12 protein-coding genes and 2 pseudogenes are annotated in these 17104 nt (G+C 61.1%); 12 read left to right on the top strand and 2 right to left on the bottom strand.

Annotated elements, in window-relative coordinates; all coding sequences use genetic code 11:
* From YU9_RS42525 to YU9_RS0126375, 12 genes and pseudogenes are all read left to right on the top strand, one after another.
* A pseudogene (locus YU9_RS42525) lies at positions 1–804 on the top strand (sensor histidine kinase); the annotation flags it as partial.
* A 248-nt stretch (positions 805–1052) separates the two neighbouring features.
* On the top strand, positions 1053–2819 hold the full coding sequence (locus YU9_RS0126440) for an adenylate/guanylate cyclase domain-containing protein (RefSeq protein ID WP_027575505.1): 1767 nt from the start codon (positions 1053–1055) through the stop codon (positions 2817–2819).
* 295 nt (positions 2820–3114) lie between these two features.
* Positions 3115–4047, top strand: a complete 933-nt coding sequence (locus YU9_RS0126435; RefSeq protein WP_084299058.1) for an MBL fold metallo-hydrolase — start codon at positions 3115–3117, stop codon at positions 4045–4047.
* A 154-nt stretch (positions 4048–4201) separates the two neighbouring features.
* Positions 4202–4435 (top strand): hypothetical protein, encoded by a 234-nt coding sequence (locus tag YU9_RS0126430; RefSeq protein ID WP_027575503.1) that lies wholly within the window; start codon positions 4202–4204, stop codon positions 4433–4435.
* 76 nt (positions 4436–4511) lie between these two features.
* Positions 4512–4964, top strand: coding sequence for a cupin domain-containing protein (locus YU9_RS0126425; protein ID WP_027575502.1), 453 nt, complete (start codon positions 4512–4514; stop codon positions 4962–4964).
* A 1811-nt stretch (positions 4965–6775) separates the two neighbouring features.
* Positions 6776–7153 (top strand): PRC-barrel domain-containing protein, encoded by a 378-nt coding sequence (locus YU9_RS0126415; protein WP_027575501.1) that lies wholly within the window; start codon positions 6776–6778, stop codon positions 7151–7153.
* 797 nt (positions 7154–7950) lie between these two features.
* Positions 7951–8178, top strand: a complete 228-nt coding sequence (locus YU9_RS0126410; protein ID WP_027575500.1) for a hypothetical protein — start codon at positions 7951–7953, stop codon at positions 8176–8178.
* Between the two features lie 438 nt (positions 8179–8616).
* On the top strand, positions 8617–8850 hold the full coding sequence (locus YU9_RS0126400) for a hypothetical protein (RefSeq protein ID WP_027575498.1): 234 nt from the start codon (positions 8617–8619) through the stop codon (positions 8848–8850).
* Positions 8851–9439: 589 nt separating this feature from the next.
* Positions 9440–9898, top strand: coding sequence for an Rrf2 family transcriptional regulator (locus YU9_RS0126390; RefSeq protein ID WP_027575497.1), 459 nt, complete (start codon positions 9440–9442; stop codon positions 9896–9898).
* A 27-nt stretch (positions 9899–9925) separates the two neighbouring features.
* A pseudogene (locus YU9_RS46185) lies at positions 9926–10608 on the top strand (class I SAM-dependent methyltransferase).
* A gap of 468 nt (positions 10609–11076) precedes the next feature.
* Positions 11077–12612 (top strand): PAS domain S-box protein, encoded by a 1536-nt coding sequence (locus YU9_RS44720; RefSeq protein WP_027575496.1) that lies wholly within the window; start codon positions 11077–11079, stop codon positions 12610–12612.
* Positions 12613–12946: 334 nt separating this feature from the next.
* A complete protein-coding gene (locus YU9_RS0126375; RefSeq protein WP_027575495.1) occupies positions 12947–13969 on the top strand; it encodes an LLM class flavin-dependent oxidoreductase in 1023 nt (340 codons plus the stop codon).
* A gap of 28 nt (positions 13970–13997) precedes the next feature.
* Here YU9_RS0126375 and YU9_RS0126370 read toward each other — a convergent pair whose 3' ends face one another.
* Positions 13998–15317 carry an aminotransferase class V-fold PLP-dependent enzyme gene (locus tag YU9_RS0126370; protein ID WP_036018126.1) on the bottom strand — a complete coding sequence of 440 codons (1320 nt, stop codon included), beginning with the start codon at positions 15315–15317 and terminating at the stop codon, positions 13998–14000.
* A gap of 223 nt (positions 15318–15540) precedes the next feature.
* On the bottom strand, positions 15541–17100 hold the full coding sequence (locus tag YU9_RS0126365; RefSeq protein ID WP_027575493.1) for a hypothetical protein: 1560 nt from the start codon (positions 17098–17100) through the stop codon (positions 15541–15543).
* Between the last annotated feature and the right edge of the window lie 4 nt (positions 17101–17104).

The following is a 17104-nucleotide window of genomic DNA, read 5'->3' as shown; positions in this document are numbered from 1 at the left end:
ACGACCTCCGCACCGCACAGGACCGCCTGGTGCACCGAAAAGCTTGCCTCGCTCGGCCAGCTCACCGCGGGCATTGCGCACGAGATCAAGAACCCACTCAACTTCGTCAATAATTTCGCAGCCCTTTCAGCGGAGTTGACCGAGGAGTTGAACGAGGCCCTCAAGCCCGCCGAACTCGTCGACAAGATCCGCACCGAAGTCGATGAGCTGACGGCGCTTTTGAAGAGCAACCTCGAAAAGGTCATGCAGCACGGCAAGCGGGCCGATTCCATCGTCAAGAACATGCTGCTGCACTCACGCGAGGGACCGGGCGAGCGCCGCCTCGCCGACATCAATGCCCTGGTCCAGGAGAGTCTTAATCTAGCCTACCATGGCGCGCGCGCAGAGAAGTCCGACTTCAACATCACGCTCACGCAGGACCTCGACCCCGACGCGGGCGAAATCGAGGTATATCCGCAGGAGATCACGCGCGCGCTGCTCAACGTGATCTCCAACGGCTTCTATGCCGCGACCAGGCGCAAGTCCGAGGCGGGAGACGAGACCTTTGAGCCTGTGCTGAGTGCGACCACGAACAACCTTGACGACAAGGTCGAAATTCGCATCCGCGACAACGGCACCGGGATTCCGGTCGAGGTGAAGGAAAAAATGTTCAATCCCTTCTTTACTACCAAGCCAGCTGGCGAAGGCACGGGGCTCGGTCTGTCGATGACCCATGACATCATTGTCAAACAACACGGCGGAACCCTCGATGTCGAGAGCGAGCTGGGTGCGTTTACCGAGTTCATTATCACGCTGCCGCGATGACCTCTTCTGGCCCATCAGCGAAGTAACGCCCTGTCTGATGGAGGTCCGCTTATTCGGGCATAGCGGACTAAACTTGCTCACCCTGAGTTCTTCGCATTTTGACCCCACAGCAGTCATTCCCAGGAATGCGGGGCCGCTCGAAGCGGGGCAACGGCCGGAACTTTCCAGCCAAAGGTGGGAGGGGACGTGATACTATCTCCGCTACCTGCGGTGATCCGCAAAGGGAATCCCACGGGAGGGAAACCCAAATGGCTTCGGATAAGGTCAAGCGCAAACTCGCCGCTATTCTCGCCGCCGATATTGCCGGTTATAGCAGGTTGATGGGTGCAGATGAGGCCGGCACGCTGGCCCGCCTGAAGGAGTGTCGGCGCGAGCTGATCGACCCCAAGAACAAGCAATATCGCGGTCGCCTCGTGAAAACGACGGGCGATGGTATGCTCATTGAGTTTCCAAGCGTCGTGGATGCGGTAAGTTGCTCGATCGAGGTCCAGCAGGGCATGCGCGAACGCAATGCCCATATCCCTCCGGAGAAACGCATAGAATTCCGCATCGGGATCAACCTTGCTGATGTGATGATCGAGGGGCGCGACCTCTATGGCGATGGGGTTAACATTGCTGCTCGACTGGAGGGTCTAGCGGAGCCGGGCGGCATCTGCATATCGCAGACCGTCCTCAATCACGCTCGCGGCAAGATCGCCTTCGAGGTCGAGGATCTGGGCGAACAGCAGCTCAAGAACATCTCCAAACCGGTCCGCGCTTACGCTATATGCGTGGGAGCGCATCGCGCGCCGACCGAGCGGCTAAGTGCGGCTCTTCCACTCCCGGAAAAGCCTTCCATAGCCGTGCTGCCGTTCGAGAACATGAGCGGCGACCCCGAGCAGGAATATTTTGCCGACGGCATGGTCGAGGATATCATCACCGAGCTCTCGCGTATCCGCTGGCTTTTCGTGATCGCCCGCAATTCGAGCTTCACCTACAAGGGGCAACCCGTCGATGTGAAGCAGGTCGGGCGCGAGCTAGGCGTTCGCTATGTTCTCGAGGGCTCGGTGCGCAAAGGCGGCAACCGGATCCGGATCACCGGACAGTTGATCGATGCGCTTACAGGCGTGCATCTCTGGGCCGAGCGCCACGACCGCGATCTCAGCGATATCTTTGCAGTGCAGGATGAGATTGCGGCGAGCGTCGCCGCGGTTATCGAGCCGGCACTGGCAGCCGCCGAGCAACAGCGCGTGCTGCGCAAACCACCGGAACGGCTGGACGCCTGGGAGGCCTATCAGCGCGGCCTTTGGCACTTCCACCAATACCGACCTGAGGAGAACAAAACCGCGTTGGCCTTCTTCAGCCAAGCTATCGCGCTCGATCCGAATTTCGCTCCCGGCCATTACGGATACGCGCTGGCTCTCCAGTGGGATATCTGGCACTTCTCGACCCGCCCCTTCTTGGAGGTTCAAGGAAGGGCGCGTGAAGAGGCGCACATCGCCGTATCGCTCGACGACAACGATGCGACGGCGCATGCAGTGTTGGCACACATGATGATGTGGGGCAGCGAATGGGAGGCGGCGATCGCCGAAGCGCGCATTGCGGTTGCCCTCAATCCAAATAGTGCCTTTGTTATCAGCATGCTTGGTTGTGTACTCGGGTTCGGCGGCTATCGAGAGGAAGCACTCGAGAGGCTGCAGCAAGCAATCCGTGCCAGCCCACATGATCCCCTGATTTGGCTTTGGTCGGTCTGGCGTGGGGCTTTGCAGTTTCTTTCGCGCGATTTCGTCGCTGCGCTGCAGACGTGGCGCCAAGTCGTTCGCCTGCGTCCGAGTTATGCTACCGCTTACGAATACATCGCCGCGTCGCTCGCTTATCTCGGGCAATTGGATGAAGCGCGCGAAACGCTGGAACATATCCCCCCGCAATCGACGGAGCAGCTTCAGCGTTGGCAGCAAAGGCCCCCCTGGATGCGGCCCGAGGACTATGCCCTCCGGGTCGAAGGTGTCCGCCTCGCAGCCGGAGTGCGGGGATGAGTGCGACGCCGCGATCCGAATCCTCTCTGAGCGACTTTCAGGCGGCGCGTCAGTGACGTCTTGAAGGTCTGCAAATCGCGGATGCGAACGGGGCTGTCGACTTCCGTTATTGGCCCTTCGCGACCAAGTCCGGCCATTGCCTCCATGTCGGCTCTAAGGGGGAGACTGGACCGAAAAGAGATCCTGCAAGACCGTCGCGAATGACCCATTTGAGACATCACGCATTGGCATCTAACGCTCTGCCTGATACGCTGGTGCCAGTTCCGGGACTTCCAAAGATTGGTGCAGGTGTCCCATGCGTCGATCGTTTGTTATTGGGCTGCTCGCTGCTACCTTAATTCCAGTCGGCGCTTCTGCTCAGAACTGCGAACCGAATTCCGTTGCTGTCCAGATTCTGGGTTCTGGTGGACCGCGCATCAATCCCTTCCGCTCTTCAACGAGCTATCTGCTCTGGGTCGGCGATCAGGCCAGAGTTCTGGTCGACATGGGTGGCGGTGCTTTTGGCCGTTTCGGCCAGACCCAAGCGAAGCTGACCGACTTGTCGCTGGTCGCCGTGAGTCATCTTCATCCAGACCACATCTCTGACCTTCCTGCCTTCCTTTGGCAGAGTCACTTAGCAAGGAAGGAACCGTTACCCATCGTCGGTCCGTCCGGCAACGATGCCGCGCCCGATTTCTCGACATTCCTCAGCCGTCTGTTCGACGAGAAGAACGGCGCGTTCCCGGTGCTCGGGGCCACACTCGGAGGAAAGCGGCGCGACATACCGAGCGGACCGCTGTCAGGGGGAGGTAGCGTTTCCCTCGACGTCGGCGTGGTCGACGCGACCAAGGCACAACCGACGACCGTCTTTGACCGAGACGGCTTGACGGTGACGGCGCTCGGAATCCCGCATGGTAATATGCCGACTCTCGCCTATCGCGTGAAGGTCCGGAATGTATCGATCGTCTTCAGCTCAGATCAGACGGGAACCGACCCCAAGTTCGTCGATTTCGCAAAAGGAGCGAACATTCTGATCATGCATCTGGCTCTTGCGGCAGGCGTCAAGAATAACCCGCTTCATGCGGCACCGGATGTTGTCGGCCGCGTCGCGCAAGAGGCGCAGGCTGAACGGCTCGTCGTTAGCCATATCGGCATTTTCGATCTCGATGTCGCGTTGGCGGATCTCAAAAAGAGCTACACCGGTCCATTGACGGTCGGCGAGGATCTACAGTGCACGCCGGTGAAATGAATCTTGCGTGCTCATATCTGCCGCATTTGGCCCATCGCTACCGTTGACGCAGTGCAGCGACATGTCGGTTCACAAGGGTAGGCCGGAAGTTCGCATCCGAGAGCCAAACCGACGCGATTGACGGAGGCCGTCCCGCAAATGGGCGGCCTCTTGCATGCTCAGCGGAGAATGCATCAAGGCGTGCGACTACGACGTCAATCCACGCTTTCTGCTTGCTATGGCGCGCGTCGGCATCGCGAAGTCCAATAAAGAAGTTGCTGAACGACGCCGGCAAGGCGTGGAGATGTACCGCGAGGTCAGCCATGGCGTGTCGGTGCTCTCGCAATTGCAGTTGGATACGGAGGTCCTGGAACGATTGGGTCAAAAGTCGGCGTCGATCCGAAAATGAATTCAAGCGCTTCAGTCTGAGTTTTGCTGTATCCTATTGAGCCTTCGAGCTCCGCAACATTTGGGAGGAGGTTAGGATGAACAAGTCCTATGTCGCCGCCACTTTGATCGCGTTGGCAAGTTCTGCGATGGCTCAAGATGCGATGAAGGTAGTCAAGCCCGACGGGCTGACGTGGATAGAGCATCCGGTCTTCAGGGGCGTGCAAACCGCCATCTTGATCGGTGATCCAACAAAGGCCGAGACGATCGTCCAGCGGGTGAAATTCCCGCCGAATTATAAAGTTCCGCCGCACACTCACCCCTATGCCGAGGTCGTCACCGTGATGAGTGGCAGCTTTGGGAACGCCATGGGTGAAAAGTTTGATCCCTCGAAAGGCTCGATATTGCAGCCGGGCTCCGTCTTCGCGCTGCCGGCGAAGCACCCCCATTATGTTTGGACGACAAACGAAGAAACGATGGTCCAAATTGTATTCACCGGGCCGGGAGGCATCGTGTTCATCGATCCAGCCGATGATCCGCGCAAGAAGTAAAAACGAAGCGCCGAAGCATAAAAAGAGGCCGCCTTCAATCGGCGGCCTCTTTCGTCATTCCGGCACAGGGGCGATGTCGGCTGTGGGCCCCTTAGCCGACCTTGTAGCGCAGCCCACCGACCGTCAGCTTGACCTTACCGGAAATCCGCGGACCCAACATGGACCACCGTCAGGGCGGGTCGAACGGGATGTACGGGAGACGGCTCTGTCGCAGCGCGACCTACGCCACAGGCGAAGCGATTCACCACACGGCAAGATCCTAGAATATCAATCACACGATCTCTAGTTTAACGAACGTGGGGTCTTTTCGGGAGCGCCAACGAGCGCTGGTAGCGCGTTTCGGCTTCGGACTAGGTCTGGATCGCTGCTACAACATTGTTCACTACTGCCCTACAAAGGCGACAAGCAGGCCACGTGCGGTGAGCACTCATTCAAATACCCATTTGCTGCGACTGAGATTGCAACTGCACGGTGGTTTATTTCGGTTGTGAGGGCCCAACTCATGACGAAGCTTTTTTCTAGGCGCATTGTGAACCATGTGCTTGTAGTCGTCATATCTGTGGTAACAATCATGATTGCAGCGACATCGGTGCGAGAGCCTATTGTTGCAGGCATTGCCGCTTCTATTCCTGGCCCATTCCATCTTGCGACGGAAAAGACACTTGCAGGTGCGCTGCCGAGCAAACCGAAGCTCGCCCACACGCCAACAGGCTGTCGGCCTCGATCTGCTCCTCTGCAATGGAAGGTGGACTGGCTTTTCGAGCAGCCTGCGGCTCCCTTACCCTGAATCCCCACCCAGGGCCGTCGACCGCTGCCCTTGAGGATTAACGGGAAGTGCAAGCGAAGCTTTGCTCGCGCTCGCTGCGCCCCGATCACGGGCGCCTATGTCGAAGATCTTGACTGCCTGTGAAGTAGTTTACATCTCTTCGCTCTGGCGCGGGCTAATGTGAAGAACGGTTCTTACTTGACGGAGGCTTCCAATGCTCGCAGCAGTCAAATGGAACTCCCGACATAGTGCTCGCGAATGGGTAATGATGGCTGTGGCGCTTGTCATCGGCTCACAGGCTAACCGGCAGAACGGCGAAAGGAAGCAAGGGCAGCCACTCTGGAAGCATTTCGATGACACCCATCATTGGGATGCAACCGCGGAGGAATGGGTCCCCAACCTAGACCGCTGATCGTGCAGCGCATGTGCCTTTCACAGGCCGCTTGTCCGTCGCGTTCTGCGGTGGCGTTGACCTATGTCGTAACGCGAATCTCTGCTCTCGACTTCTTACACGCTGAGTGCCGCACCATAGGCCGCAAGCGTTGTCAGATTCATGCAAGGATTGGAGCTTTTTAGGACTATTGCAGATGATCGTCCGCGTGGCTTCACACCGCGTCCGACGCGCAGGCTGTTACGCGACGCCGCGGCTAGGACCTACTCCTGATCCGTCACGGCTTCGTCAACACAGCCGAGCACAAAATCCGGAGAAGCGGTCATTCAACCGCTTCGTCGTACCGCGTCGCGGCTCATTCGGGCAACCCCGCCTTCCGAGCCTCTCGTCCAACGCACAGTCCACCGGCGCCCTGTTACGAACCAGGATCGCATTTGGCATTTCTCGGCCGGCTCACAGCGGAGAAGAGTTCAGAAGATGCCATGCGCATCGCACGCGCCGGCTGCCTTCTCGGGGCGACGACGGTTAGGTTGTTACAATCGACGTCGGCGATGGCAGGTTGGTGGTCGAGCTGCGACATGTTCTCCTAAGGCAGGAACGCCCCCGTGGCAGCCGAGTTAAGCCGGCAAAACCACCTATTGGAGGAGGTAAGTCATGGCCCGCGCAACAGCCCATCCGGATCATCACTGCATCTCAAGCGAGGACATCCAGGGAACCGAGGTTTATGGAGCCGATGGAAAGAACATCGGTGAGATTGATCACCTCATCATCGACAAGGTGTCAGGCCGCGTCGCTTATGCCGTCATGAGCTTCGGCGGATTTGTCGGCTTGGGTCACAGCCACTACCCCATTCCCTGGGGCGCTCTGAAATATGATACGTCGCTTAACGGTTTTCGAACCAACATCACCGAGCAACAGCTGAGGGACGCGCCTGAGTTCAGCGATGATTCCTGGCAGGATCGAGACTGGGAAACGCAAACCCACCGGTATTATGGGACGCCCACCTACTGGGAAGGACGTGGCGGCCTATAACGCCAGGCGGCGCATCAGAAACTTCCAATCGTGAGTGCCGGCTGAATTGATCGGCCGGCCCTCATTGCCGCTCATTGGCTCAGTCGAGGCGTAGCCATAGCTATCAAGCTCGATAGCAGTAGCCTCGGCGCCAGGCTTCAAACCGTTGATAGAGCGTCGGCAGATTGGTCGTGATGATCGGGAAGTGGACGGTCACGGTGGCGGAGACTAGCGGTCATTGCCTCGGCCCTATCTCGTGGATTCCGCTGGATAGCCCGCCATGCGAACTGGCAAGCCGAAAATCGCAAATATGCGAACGGGGCGCTGCCGCGCGTCACCGCGCTTCAAGGCCGGTTTCGGAGGACCCGCCAAAGCGCCGACACAAATTTCCGGAGTGGCCGGGATGGCGCATCGTCTTGGCAATCCGGCGGGGCCGACGGCGCGTCGGCGTCCAATTCGGTCAGCCGCTCCACCATGCCTTCCAGCCGCGATGGTAGCGGGGTGAGATCGTCGGCAAGGGTCCCGCGAAGCTGCTGACCGATCTCGTCGCAGATTGCCCGGCGATGCTCCGGCGCTAAATCGGAGGGTGAACCATGGGCGCGAGTTAGTCGGCTGTCCACCATGGCTGCGACCATTCTGGCTGTGCATGCAGCTTTCCTGCCGCCTTAAACGCGCAAGGCTTTGAGTTGCTCCGACGGGGCTTTCTTTTTCCGAGTAGTCTGCCCGAGGGGCGGCCAAGCGCACTGAATTTAAACGAGCCCGACCGAGTTCCCGTGGTATCCTATCGTTTGGTACTCCGTGGGCTTAGGAGGCAAGAAATGTCTACCTCCCTGCGTTTACAAACCGCCGATTTGGACCCGGAAATGGTCAGCCGCATCACGGCAGCCTACAAGCGAGCGCTCCATACGCTTTGCATCGAGGATCGCGACGACCACGACCCGCTTGCAGAAGTCGTTGCGAGAAAGGTCATCGAGATTGCGCAATCCGATATCCATGATCCGGCGGAAATCGCTGCTTTGGCGGTCAAGAAAATCGAAATGCGATAGGCCTCAGCGCCTGACGCGCTCGGACCTGAAACATTCCGGTATCACGAGGTGGCTATTGGGCTTCCGGCCTCGCAATGGGCGAGGCGCTGTCCCCCTCGCCCGGTGGTCCTGTGTTTCTCACTGGCAATCGTAGCGGTGACCTTCTCGTCGGGTGCGCAGTAAAGATCGGTCGCGCTCGTGGGGTGCTCGCCATCATCAAGAATCGAGCTATTGCCGCCTGGAACGGCATCGGCGCATTTCAGTTCTTGTGGCATCTTTTTCCCGATGGCCAAGCGGGCCATGAGGGGGCTGCATGCATGGACATCGTCAAGCCGTCTGTGCAGCTGCACTGCTCCGGGCGTGGGTCTTCGCCCAGGTAAAGAAGCGACGAACGATGAACCTGTGGCGCGTTCTGGTCGTTGTTTTGTACGCTACCCGCAGGAACCTGAGCCAAATGCAATGAAGGACCTCAGGGAAAGGTTAGAGAAGCTCCGCGCCGATGCTGCAGATCTCGCCCTCATGAGCAGACGGACGAGTGACGCGGGAAAACGGCAACTGTTCGGACGCTTGGCAGAGGAACTCGCAATTGAGGCTCTTGAGCTTGAACTGGTGATCAAGCGGCAGAGCGCGGGTTCAGACCCTATCGAGCCGGACAAGGTGGTGCCCCTTAGCACCCGGTCCAAGCGAGAGTGACGCCTCTACGAACTGCGCCTCACCTTGACGCGGCGCTCGCCCCGGATACTTCGGCCGCACCCTTTCGCGCCGCGCGCGATGTACATGGACGACGTCGCGCCGCGCCTAGTGCACTCTCCGCCGAACTAACTTTCGGCTAAAGCAACATACGATTCACATATGTAGATGCTGGAACAACGTCGGCGGATTTCAGTCGCGATTGCATCATTTTCCCGATTGGTCCGATCGCGGGCCATGATCCAGGCTCGTTCAAGAGCTTGGTTGGGGGTTACGCGACATGCGTGAACATCATGGTCTAGCGGTTGACGCCGCCGTGCTGCTGCATGAGCGTCTAGAACAGCTCACGTCTCAATTGTTCGAGTTGGAAAGTCTTCGCGCCCGCGTGTTGGAGGCCGAGCGGAGCGCCCCGATCACCGCCGAAACCGCTCCACCCCGTTCGCGAACGCCATCTCGGCATAGGCCTTTTCCAGCTTCTCCGGCCCGTGCTTCCGTTTGAAGTCGTCCAACGCGACTTTGAATCGTCCCCTTGGCCTCGATCGACGCGCTCCGGTCGGTTGACCTCGCCCAAATATGTAACATATAAAGTTACATGAAACGCGATTCCCGACTATCCGGCGTGCTGCACATTCTGCTGCACATGGCGCAGCAGCCTGGGCCGTTCACGTCCGAGACGCTGGCCAAGGCCATGGATACCAATCCCGTGGTGATTCGGCGCGTCATGGCGGGCCTGCGCGAGCTTGGCTACGTCCGCTCCGAGAAGGGGCATGGCGGCGGCTGGACGCTGGCCTGCGACTTGTCGAAGGTGACGCTGCGCGACGTCTACGTCGCGCTCGGCAGTCCCGCGCTGCTCGCCATGGGCAACCGGACCGAGGCGCCGGGCTGCCTCGTCGAGCAGGCGGTGAATGCCGCGCTCGACCAGGCCTTTCACGATGCGGAGGCGCTGCTGCTGTCGCGCCTCGGTGAGGTGACGCTGGCGATGCTGAGCGACGACTTTCGCAAGCGTCTCGGCTCTCGCAAGCATCAAGGCATGCGCGCGCATCGCGCGTGAGGCGCCCGACCCGGCAAGGACGACGTCATGCCCAACGTTCAAGACATGTTTTCCGATCCGCAAGCCGTGGCGAATTACACTGAGGGACCGCCGCGGTTCGTTCCCGGTTACAATGCGATGCTGTCGATGGCCACGATTCTCCTGGCCGAGCGCGCACGCGACGATGCGCGGATCCTCGTGCTTGGCGCCGGCGGCGGCCTGGAGTTGAAGACGTTTGCGCAGGCGCATCCGGCCTGGAAATTCGACGGCGTAGACCCGTCCGCGGCCATGCTGGCGCTCGCGAGGCAAACCCTGGGGCCGCTGGCGCCGCGCGCATGGCTGCATCAGGGCTACATCGACGATGCGCCGGACGGACCGTTCGACGGGGCCACTTGCCTGTTGACCCTGCACTTCGTCGATGCCGCCGAACGGCGTCGCATCGCCGCGGACATCCGCCGCCGCCTCAAGCCGCGCGCGCCCTTCGTGGTCGCGCATCTGAGCGCGCCTGAGGCGACGAGGAACGCCCGCTATGGCTGTCGCGGTACTCGGCGTTCCTGGCCGCCTCCGGCGTCGAGCCCGACAAGGCGGCGGCCGCGCGCGACGCCGTCACCAACCATCTCGACATCCTCACGCCCGCGCAGGATGAGGCGGTTCTGCGCGAAGCCGGCTTCTCCGACCCAACCCTGTTCTACACCGGCTTCACCTTCCGCGGCTGGGTGGCCTACGCTTGACGTGTCACGGCTTCGTCAACACGGCCGGGCATTCGTGCAAACCGGATGCGCCCGGGCGCGCGTCCATGATTGTCAATTAGTCGGCGTTCGTTCTGCGCTCAAAACTGGACGTGACGAGTTCGCCCCTGCGAATCGGCAAAGGGCCAACAGCCGACCTTACTGGTTGATGCCCGCGGCACAAGAAACGGACTCAGCCTCGCACGCATGCGTTGATGGAACCGGAGTTCAGCTCGCGTTGTCGGGGCGGAGTCGTCACAGCAGTATGGCTATAAAGACGGCCTGTATACGTGAGTATAGTCGTCACGAGGCATATTCCTGGTCGATCATTGGCCGCTGCCAGGCCAGGTTCGACCCGCCGTGCATCGTTAGCGATCGCCGGTGCTGTTTGCCACCCCGGGCGAGAGACAGGTCCGCAATCCGGTAGAAGAATGCCTCGATTGATCCATCGCTCGTGAGCAAGAGATGATCATGCAACATCCGATTCAAGTGCCGTCGGTCGCGCTCGATTCGAATGAGCGCAAGCGCCCCGAGGAGGCACTGCGCGAGAGCGAGGAGCGGTTCCGCACGCTGGTGCAATTCTCCTTTGATGTGTACTGGGAAACTGACGCGCAGCATCACTTCATCCGCCAGGAGTTCGCTGAGACACTTCCCGAACCGCCCGTCTCCGAAATCGGCAGGACACGATGGGAGGTCCCTTATCTGGAGCCTGATGCAGAGGGCTGGCGCAAGCACCGGGAGATACTCGATGCCCACCTCCCGTTTCGCGATTTCGAGCTCGCGCGGCCGACGCCCGACGGCGGCAAGCGCTACGTTTCCGTCTCTGGGCTGCCCATCTTTGACGACGCCGGGCACTTCATTGGCTACCGCGGTGTGGGGCGTCACATCACGGAGCGCAAGCGCGCCGAACAGGCGCTGATCGAGAGCGAGGCCCGTTTCCGTACCTTCGTGGACCACGCGACCGACATGTTCATGCTCCACAGCGAAGACGGTCGCGTTCTCGATGTGAATCGAAATGCCTGCGAAAGCCTCGGCTACAGCCGGGGCGAACTGGTTGGGGCAACTGCCTCCTTCTTCGATCTGCAGATGGATCAAGCGGCCTGGCGTATCAACCGCGAGCGCCTCAAGGCCGGCGGCATCGCTACGCTCGAGAGTCGCTATTGCCGAAAGGACGGCACTGTGTTTCCCGTCGAAGTCCGTATGCGGGAATTCTGCGAAGGCGGCCGGTCACAGATCATTTGTCTGAGCCGCGACATAACCGAACGCAAGCGAACCGCCGAAACGTTCCGCGAGATGCAGGCTGAACTAACCCACGCCAATCGCGCGGCGGCAATGGGCCAGGTCACAGCTTCGGTGACACACGAACTGAGCCAACCAATCACCGCGATGCTCTGCAACGCAGAAGCCGCACTCAGCTGGCTAGGAACGCAATCTCCGAATTACGAAAAGGCACGGCAGGCGCTCGCATCCATTGTCGCAGAAGCCAAGCGAGGCGGCGAGATCATCGGTTGGATCCGATCCCTGATCAAGAAGACTCCGGCGCCGAAGGAGAGCGTCGACGTCAATGGTGCAATCCTGGACGTGATCACCATAGCCCGGAGCGAGCTGCTCAAGCATGACATCTTGGTCCAGACCGACCTCGCTCCGGGCTTGCCGCTCGTGAAAGGCTATCGCGTCCAGCTGCAACAGGTTGTTCTCAATCTGATCCTCAACGCGATCGAGGCAATGAGCTGCCTCGACGTTGGCGGACGGGAGCTGCGGATCAGCACGGCTGCAGATGCCTCGAGTCTCGTCGTTGTCGCCGTGCGGGACAACGGTCCCGGACTTGACGTTGCAATGGTTGACCGCCTGTTCGAGCCCTTCTACACCACCAAGCCGGACGGGACCGGCATGGGCTTGTCGATCTGCCAATCGATCATCGAGGCGCACGGAGGACGACTTTGGACTCGTGCGAATGAACGACGGGGGGCCGTGTTTCTGTTTAGTCTGCCTTCGGAACAGGGATGATCCACATCGCCTCTTCATGAGCGGGCGCTGCGCAGGCGGGAGCCCACGGCCTCAAACGCATCCTCGCTACGGACGCGATAGTCTTTCGATCATACCGGCCGCAGCAGCGCAACGGGATCGGCGACTTCGCTCGCTTGTCGGAGCGGGGAGCGTCCACTGCCGGGGCGAAGCACGCACTTCCGAGAAGGGTCAGAATGCGAAACTGACGCCGCAGTCTGCTTAGGTCTGCTTCACCCCAAAGAGCGGCACTTGCCGAGTACACGCTCTTCCATGTTGCCCAACTTTCTTCCAGCCGACTATCGCAAACTCTTGCGATCAGGCTTACCTTGGCTTGATGAAAAAGATCGGATTCCTCTCCTTCGGGCACTGGACGCCCTCGCCGCAATCGCAGACCCGCTCTGCCAGCGATACGCTGCTGCAATCGATCGAGCTTGCGGTGGCGGCGGAGCAGTTAGGGGCGGACGGCGCCTATTTCCGCGTGCATCATTTCGCGCGGCAGCTCGCCTCGCCCTTTCCGCTGCTTGCCGCCGTCGGCGCCAAGACCAGCAGGATCGAGATCGGCACGGCTGTGATCGACATGCGCTACGAGAACCCGCTCTACATGGTGGAGGACGCGGGAAGCGCCGATCTCATCGCCGGCGGGCGGCTGCAGCTCGGCATCAGCCGCGGCTCGCCGGAACAGGTGATCGACGGCTGGCGCTATTTCGGCTATCGGCCGGCCGAGGGCCAGAGCGATGCCGACATGGGGCGGCGTCACGCGGAGGTCTTTCTCGACCTGCTCCGCGGCGAAGGTTTTGCCGAGCCCAATCCGCAGCCGATGTTTCCCAATCCGCCCGGGCTGTTGCGCCTCGAGCCGCATGCGCAGGGCTTGCGCGATCGGATCTGGTGGGGCGCCGGCTCGAACGCGACAGCGGTGTGGGCGGCGAAGCTCGGCATGAACCTGCAGAGCTCGACGCTAAAGAACGATGAGACCGGCGAAGCTTTTCACGTGCAGCAGGCTGCCCAGATTCGCGCCTATCGCGCGGCGTGGAGAGAAGCCGGCCACAGCCGCGAGCCGCGCGTCTCCGTCAGCCGCAGCATTTTTGCGCTGATCGACGACCGCGACCGCGCCTATTTTGGCCGCGGCGGCGAAGGCGAGGACCAGATCGGCTTCATCGATCCGCGCACGCGCGCGATCTTCGGCCGGAGTTACGCGGCGGAGCCGGATGTGCTGATCGAGCAGCTGCGGCAGGACGAGGCGATTGCGGAGGCGGATACGCTGCTGCTGACCATCCCGAACCAGCTGGGTGTGGACTACTGCGCGCATGCGATCGAGGCGATTTTGGCGCATGTCGCGCCGGCGCTGGGGTGGCGGTGAAATAACGGAAGAACGCGCCGCCCCCGCCTCACCCCGTCTTCGTTCCCGTGACGACAGCCAACGCCTCGACGAGGCGGTCGAGATCGGCCTCGTCGGTGAAGAGCGCCGGCGTCACACGGATGCACTGGCCCCTGGCGACGCCGGCGCGGCGCACCGTCATGATCCTGTAGCTGTCCCGGAGCTTCGCAACAATGGCCTCGTTGTCGGCCTTGCTGGTCTTGCCGGCGAGGCGGAAGGACGTGATCGCGCCATATGAGCCGGCTTCATCCGGCGTCAGGATCTCGATATCCCTAAAGCCGCGGACGCGGCTCACCCAATAGTCGCGCAAATGGCGCAGGCGCGCCTGCTTGGCCGCCGCGCCGATCTCTTGATGCAGCGCCAGCGCCGTCGGCACCGTCAGCACCGTGGCGAAATTGACCGTGCCGGTATGCACCCGTGAGCGGATATCGCTGTCCGGAAAATCCTCATCGCCCATGTCGCGATCGATGGCCGCGAGGCGGTCCTTCCTGATGTAGAGGAAGCCGACGCCGAGCGGCGCGCCGATCCATTTGTGCAGATTGAAGCCGACGAAATCGGCCTCGAGCTCACTCACCCGGAAGTCGATCTGTCCCCAGGAATGGGCGGCATCGACGATGGTGTCGATGCCCTTGGCCTTCGCCATGCGGGCGATCTCGGCGACCGGCATGACGAAGCCGGTGCGATGGCTGACATGGGTCAGGAGGAGAAGTCTCGTCTTCGGGTTCGCCTCGATGGCGCGGGCATAGGCGTCGAGCACCGTCTGGCGGGTGGCCGGCTCCGGCACGTCGAACTTGACCACGTCGACGCCGCGGCGCGCCTTCAGCGCGTTCATCGCATATTGCATCGAATCATAGTCGAGATCGACATAGAGCACGGCATCGCCAGGCTTCAGCCTGTTGTAGCCGTCGATGAGGAGCTGCAGCGCTTCGGTCGCGCCGCGGGTGAGCGCGATCTCCTCAAGTGCCGCGCCGACCGCCTCCGCCACCTTGGTGCGCACGGCCTCGAAATCCGCACCGGCACGCAGTCGCGCGTAATAAGTGTTCTGATAATTGACCATGTCGGACTGGCGGATGAACTCGCGCCTCACGGGCTCGGCCATGATGCCCCAATAGCCGTTCTCGAAATTGACGATTTCGGGCGTGACGGCATAGAGCCCCTTCACGGCCGCCCAATAGGACTTGTCGGTGGCGACAGCGGTGGCCGAACCGGTCGGCTGCGCCGGAAGGCTCTCGGCGGCAAACGCCGGCGCCGCAAGCGGCGCCATGACTGATGCCGCGAGGCCCTTGAGGACCAGCCGGCGGCCAACCGAAATCGTCTTGATCAATTGCATGTCAGCTCTCCCCAGAGCGTTTTCGAGCGACGTGGCGTCCGGCTCGCGTCAAGAAAACGCGTCAAACAATCATCCAGAGCTCCGTTCCGATGCCATCGGAACGGAAGAGGCTCTGGCGCGCGGGGGAAAAGAGCAACGGACGATGCAGCTGAGATGACCGGAGCATGACAATGCGATGATCGGGAGCGCTCAGCCAATGTCGGGCTTCACTTGGAGCGCCAGCCTACGTCACGGGCTGGTAGCGCGTGATCTGCGCGAGGCCGGAATCCTCGTTGGCGACGGTCTGCATCCTCACTTGGCTGCCGATGACGAGGCCAGCGAGCGAGAGCATCAGGCCCAGCGCGAGCGGCGCGAACAAGGCCTCTTCCTGAAACAATCCGTTGAGCAGCACCACCATGACGCCGAAGCCGGCGAGGCCCTGTGTCAGATATCCTGACGAGGCGTACAGGCGCCAGGCCTTGAGGGCCATCGCGGAATAGAAGGCAAGCGGCACGAAAGCCGCGATGCCCATCTGGTACAGGAGGACGCCGATCGCGCTTTCGACCGCACCGTCGATCGTCCCGGCCGCCTGCGCGGCGCCCCAGTCGATCGAAAAATAGCTCTCCGACAAGTTGCCGCCGACGCCGAGACCCCGGCCGAGCGGCTTCTCCAAAAATCCGTTCAAGCCGCCCATGAGGCCGATGACGTGATAGTCGCCGATCTGCAGGCCGACCCGGATCGCGAGAATCGCGAACGCGATCAGGCCTAGGATGCCGAGCAACAGCGTCACCACGGCACCGAGCAGGCGGGTCGACATCCAGGCCGCGGCCACGAAGATCACCACGATGAGCGCTCCCTTCACGCTGCAAAAGACCAGAAGGGGCAATGCCGCGAGGGCGAGGAACGGACGCCCCACCGAGAACAGGAACAGGGCGAGAAAGCCGATCCCGTAGGCGAAGCTGATCGGGTGCATGTTCGGGCCGTGGATGCGCAGCATCTTGGACAGGCCGAATCCTTCGAGCAGAGGCGTGTTCAGGAAGTCGAAGCTGAAACGGTCCTTCAGGTCGACGGGCACGTTTCCGGTGGCGCGCATCTCGGCTTCCCAGACGCCCGAGTGGGTCGCCTTGAGCTCGTCGAAGCCCCAGAACGTATAGCCGTTGGTGATGGCCAGCCAGAGGTCGCGGAATGCGAGCTCGACATAGCCACACAGCATGAGGATGACCGCGAGCGTCACCAGGAACGGCGTGATGCGCATCTCATAGGCCGCGGCCGTCAGCAGCGATAGCTGAAACAGAAACAGTGGAAGCACGATGTTGCGCAGATAGACCGCGGCCGCCTGTCCGTTCTGGCCGAAGCCGATCGCGAAATAGAGCGACACCACGGCCAGGGTGGCGACACCCCAGCGCATGATCCGGTTCACCTCCGTCGACTGATTCCTCTGGCCCAGCACGTACAGAGCGAACGTCGCCAGCCACATGACGGAGCAGACGAGGAAATTGTAGCCCTTGATGAAGTCGAGATCGGACGGAAGCGGGACCAGCGGCGACAGGATCGAGACGAACAGATTCTGGAAGAACAGGACGAAGATCGCGACGGCCGGCGCATAGGTCGGGACCGCAACGACAATGGCGATGCCGATGAGGACCTCGACGGTGATGGCCAGGGCCGGATTGGCGAGGTGCAGAACCGGCGCAAAGCCGATCGTTGCCATGGCGATGCAGAAGGTCGGGACCAGTTCGCGCCAGGCCGGCGGCGATGGCACGGCCTGCACGCTCTGCCCTTGCGGTGAGTACCCGGCACTCATCAAT

This window comes from Bradyrhizobium sp. WSM1743 (assembly GCF_000473065.1).
In the GTDB taxonomy this organism is placed as follows: Bacteria; Pseudomonadota; Alphaproteobacteria; order Rhizobiales; family Xanthobacteraceae; genus Bradyrhizobium.
This window is presented reverse-complemented; position numbering and strand designations above follow the sequence as displayed.

Bases quoted from the DNA above. Each gene is read 5' to 3' on its own strand.
- YU9_RS0126440 (WP_027575505.1), top strand. From the start codon at position 1,053: ATGGCTTCGGATAAGGTCAAGCGCAAACTCGCCGCTATTCTCGCCGCC.
- YU9_RS0126410 (WP_027575500.1), top strand. From the start codon at position 7,951: ATGTCTACCTCCCTGCGTTTACAAACCGCCGATTTGGACCCGGAAATG.
- YU9_RS0126425 (WP_027575502.1), top strand. From the start codon at position 4,512: ATGAACAAGTCCTATGTCGCCGCCACTTTGATCGCGTTGGCAAGTTCT.
- YU9_RS0126435 (WP_084299058.1), top strand. From the start codon at position 3,115: ATGCGTCGATCGTTTGTTATTGGGCTGCTCGCTGCTACCTTAATTCCA.
- YU9_RS0126430 (WP_027575503.1), top strand. From the start codon at position 4,202: ATGCTCAGCGGAGAATGCATCAAGGCGTGCGACTACGACGTCAATCCA.
- YU9_RS0126375 (WP_027575495.1), top strand. From the start codon at position 12,947: ATGAAAAAGATCGGATTCCTCTCCTTCGGGCACTGGACGCCCTCGCCG.
- YU9_RS0126400 (WP_027575498.1), top strand. From the start codon at position 8,617: ATGAAGGACCTCAGGGAAAGGTTAGAGAAGCTCCGCGCCGATGCTGCA.
- YU9_RS0126365 (WP_027575493.1), bottom strand. From the start codon at position 17,100: ATGAGTGCCGGGTACTCACCGCAAGGGCAGAGCGTGCAGGCCGTGCCA.
- YU9_RS44720 (WP_027575496.1), top strand. From the start codon at position 11,077: ATGCAACATCCGATTCAAGTGCCGTCGGTCGCGCTCGATTCGAATGAG.
- YU9_RS0126370 (WP_036018126.1), bottom strand. From the start codon at position 15,317: ATGCAATTGATCAAGACGATTTCGGTTGGCCGCCGGCTGGTCCTCAAG.
- YU9_RS0126390 (WP_027575497.1), top strand. From the start codon at position 9,440: ATGAAACGCGATTCCCGACTATCCGGCGTGCTGCACATTCTGCTGCAC.
- YU9_RS0126415 (WP_027575501.1), top strand. From the start codon at position 6,776: ATGGCCCGCGCAACAGCCCATCCGGATCATCACTGCATCTCAAGCGAG.